At 68.7% G+C, this 3010-nt stretch carries 3 protein-coding genes and 1 pseudogene; 2 read left to right on the plus strand and 2 right to left on the minus strand.

Features of this window, described 5'->3' with window-relative positions:
- Position 1 precedes the first annotated feature (1 nt).
- A complete protein-coding gene (locus IEZ15_RS43590; RefSeq protein WP_229846597.1) occupies positions 2–1189 on the plus strand; it encodes an IS110 family RNA-guided transposase in 1188 nt (395 codons plus the stop codon).
- A 159-nt stretch (positions 1190–1348) separates the two neighbouring features.
- Positions 1349–1921 carry an MBL fold metallo-hydrolase gene (locus IEZ15_RS43595; protein WP_189282467.1) on the plus strand — a complete coding sequence of 191 codons (573 nt, stop codon included), beginning with the start codon at positions 1349–1351 and terminating at the stop codon, positions 1919–1921.
- 139 nt (positions 1922–2060) lie between these two features.
- On the opposite strand, the pseudogene IEZ15_RS43600 reads toward IEZ15_RS43595, so the two are convergent.
- Both IEZ15_RS43600 and IEZ15_RS43605 read right to left on the minus strand, forming a co-directional pair.
- Positions 2061–2480: pseudogene (locus IEZ15_RS43600) on the minus strand (Cmx/CmrA family chloramphenicol efflux MFS transporter); the annotation flags it as partial.
- A gap of 140 nt (positions 2481–2620) precedes the next feature.
- Positions 2621–3010: cupin domain-containing protein (locus IEZ15_RS43605; RefSeq protein WP_189282468.1), on the minus strand; the 390-nt coding region annotated here is incomplete at its 5' end.

Consider the following 3010-nt stretch of genomic DNA (forward strand, 5'->3'; position numbering starts at 1 on the left):
CGTGTTCCTCGGCCTGGACGTCGGCAAGAGTGCTCATCACGGCCACGGACTCACCCCGGCCGGGAAGAAGGTCCTCGACAAGCAACTGCCCAACAGCGAACCGAAGCTGCGGGCCGTGTTCGACAAGCTGACCGCGAAGTTCGGCACCGTCCTGGTGATCGTGGACCAGCCCACCTCCATCGGCGCCCTCCCGCTGGCCGTGGCCCGGGACGCGGGCTGCAAGGTCGCCTACCTGCCCGGCCTGGCAATGCGCCGGATCGCCGACCTGTATCCGGGCGAGGCGAAGACCGACGCTCGCGACGCGGCGGTGATCGCGGACGCGGCCCGCACCCTCCCGCACACCCTGCGCTCTCTGGAACTGACCGACGAGATCACTGCCGAGCTGACCGTGCTCGTCGGCTTCGACCAGGACCTGGCCGCCGAGGCCACCCGCACGTCCAACCGGATACGCGGCCTGCTCACCCAATTCCACCCAAGCCTGGAGCGTGTCCTGGGCCCCCGTCTGGACCACCAGGCCGTCACCTGGCTGCTGGAGCGCCATGGATCACCGGCCGCCTTGCGGAAAGCCGGCCGCCGCAGACTCGTCGAGCTCATCCGGCCCAGGGCCCCGCGCATGGCCGCCCGGCTGATCGACGAGGTCTTCGACGCACTGGACGAGCAGACCGTGATCGTGCCCGGGACCGGCACCCTCGACACCGTCGTTCCCTCCCTGGCCCGCTCCCTCGGCGCTGTCCAGGAACAGCGACGGGCCGTGGAAGCCGAGATCAGCACCCTGCTGGAGGCACACCCTCTTTCCCAGGTCCTGACGTCGATGCCGGGAGTCGGCGTCAGGACCGCCGCCGTGCTGCTGACCACCGTCGGCGACGGCACCAGCTTCCCCACCGCCGCCCACCTCGCCTCCTACGCCGGACTCGCCCCGGCCACCAAGTCGTCGGGAACCTCGATCCACGGCGAACACGCCCCCCGAGGCGGAAACCGGCAGCTCAAACGGGCCATGTTCCTCTCGGCCTTCGCCTGCATGAACGCCGATCCCGCCTCCCGCACCTACTACGACCGCCAGCGAGCCCGAGGAAAGACCCATACCCAAGCGCTCCTCCGCCTCGCCCGCCAGCGCATCAGCGTCCTGTTCGCCATGCTCCGCGACGGCACCTTCTACGAACCCCGCGTCCCTCAGACGACGGCTGCATGAACCGGCCCACAGGAAGGTCGATGCAGATCAACACCTTGGGTCGTCTGCCCATGCCGAGATATCTGCGGCCCCCCGACGGACAGCTTCTTCCGGGTCCCGGGCGAGCTTCCCGCAGGCCGCTGCGACGTCCGGCACACCGCCCGGTCCCACGAGCGCGTCATGCACCCCGGTCTGCAGCCAGTCCGCCTGATTGTCGTCAGCCTCGGCAACCGCGAGAGCGATAAGCCTTATGGCGGGCACCGTCCCCACCCGGGTCAAAGCCTCTGCCGTCTGCCGGGTCACCGCCGTGTCCTCGGCGTCCAGCAGCAGCCCCACCAACGCTTCCGCAGCCTCAGAAACATCAGCGAAAGAAGCAAGGTCATGCCCGGCACGAACACGTTGTGTCCACGAAGGAGACGACGCCTCAGCCAAGGCTGCCTCCAACCCACTCGTCAACTCTGGCACGACCAGACAATCTCACGCCCCACAGAGAAGATCGAACCCCGGGCAGAGGCTGCCCAGACGCTTGACGAAGAACATAGAGGCACCTCCTCGGGGCTCTTCTCAGGCGACATCGTCTACGACGACCGGCTGCTCGACGACACCCACGGAGGCGATCAGAAAGACTACGTCGCCACCATCGCCCGGCTGCGCGACCTACCCGTCACCGTCGTCCACCCCGGGCACGGGTCCTCCTTCGACAGAACCCGGCTATGCGAGATCGCCGACGCCTGCACTACCGCCCGTCCCTGAAACCGCCGACCACTCACCCCGCCTCGGCACCGAAGGACCTTAGCCGGGGCGCTTGGCACAGGCAGCCAGTGGTGGTGCTTCTGGACGGCGGTGCTGGGGAGTCTTCGTCTGCCCCCGTACCGAAGGACGTCCGCGTGCGTCACTGGAGCACCTCGCTGTTCCGGCCAGGCGTGAGCACACCGTGTGAGGGGAACGCGGCCAGTAGCGAGGTTGCGACGAGGAGCCCGCTTGCCCACAGCGGCCCGAGGTTTCCGACTTCGCTGCCAAGGGTGGTCGCGGCGGTGAGGGGGCCCACGGCGGCGCCGACGTTGAGCGCGGCAGTCGCATAGGAGCCAGCCATGGTGGGGGCTCCTGCTGCCTCGCACAGCACTCGCTTGATCAGCGTGCTGCCCAGCGCGAGCGACAGCGCGCCCTGCGCGAATATGAGGGCAAGCAGAGCGATCGGCTTGTCGGCCGGCATGGCCAGGGCCAGCCAGCCGACGAGCAACAGCGGCCCGCAGACTGCCATGCCTAGGCCGGGGCGCCGGTCGGACAGCCGCCCGGTGACGGTGACACCGGCAAGGAACGGTCTTCACAGTTGTCCGCCTGCGCCACCAGCGTTATGTCTCGCAACAAGCAGCAGCTCGCGCCCTGATCCAGTACCCACCCGGCCACTTGCGGTGCCTCCCGAAGGGTGTCCCTAGCAACGGATGTTTCCGGTCAGGCCGGCGGCTCCGCCCGGGAGTGGGGTTTGGCCCGGACGTGCATGCGCTCTCCCTGGGGGCCGAACAGGTTGAGGATCTCCACCGGGGACTCGCCCGCGGGGCCGAACCAGTGCGGCAGGCGAGTGTCGAACTCGGCTGCCTCGCCCGGTTCCATGATCAGGTCGTGGTCGGCCAGGCTGAGCCGCAGGCGTCCGGACAGGACATACAGCCACTCGTACCCCTCGTGCGTGACGGGGTCAGGCCGGTTGTGTTCCGCGGGGATGATCGACTTCCAGGCTTGCAGGCGCCCCGGCTGAGTCGACAGCGGAATCACCGTACGACCGCGGTGGACGCGAGGCTTGCAACGAATCCGCGGGTCGCCGACTTCCGGCGCCGCGACGAGTTC

It is taken from the genome of Streptomyces atratus (genome assembly GCF_014648655.1).
GTDB lineage: Bacteria > Actinomycetota > Actinomycetes > Streptomycetales > Streptomycetaceae > Streptomyces > Streptomyces atratus.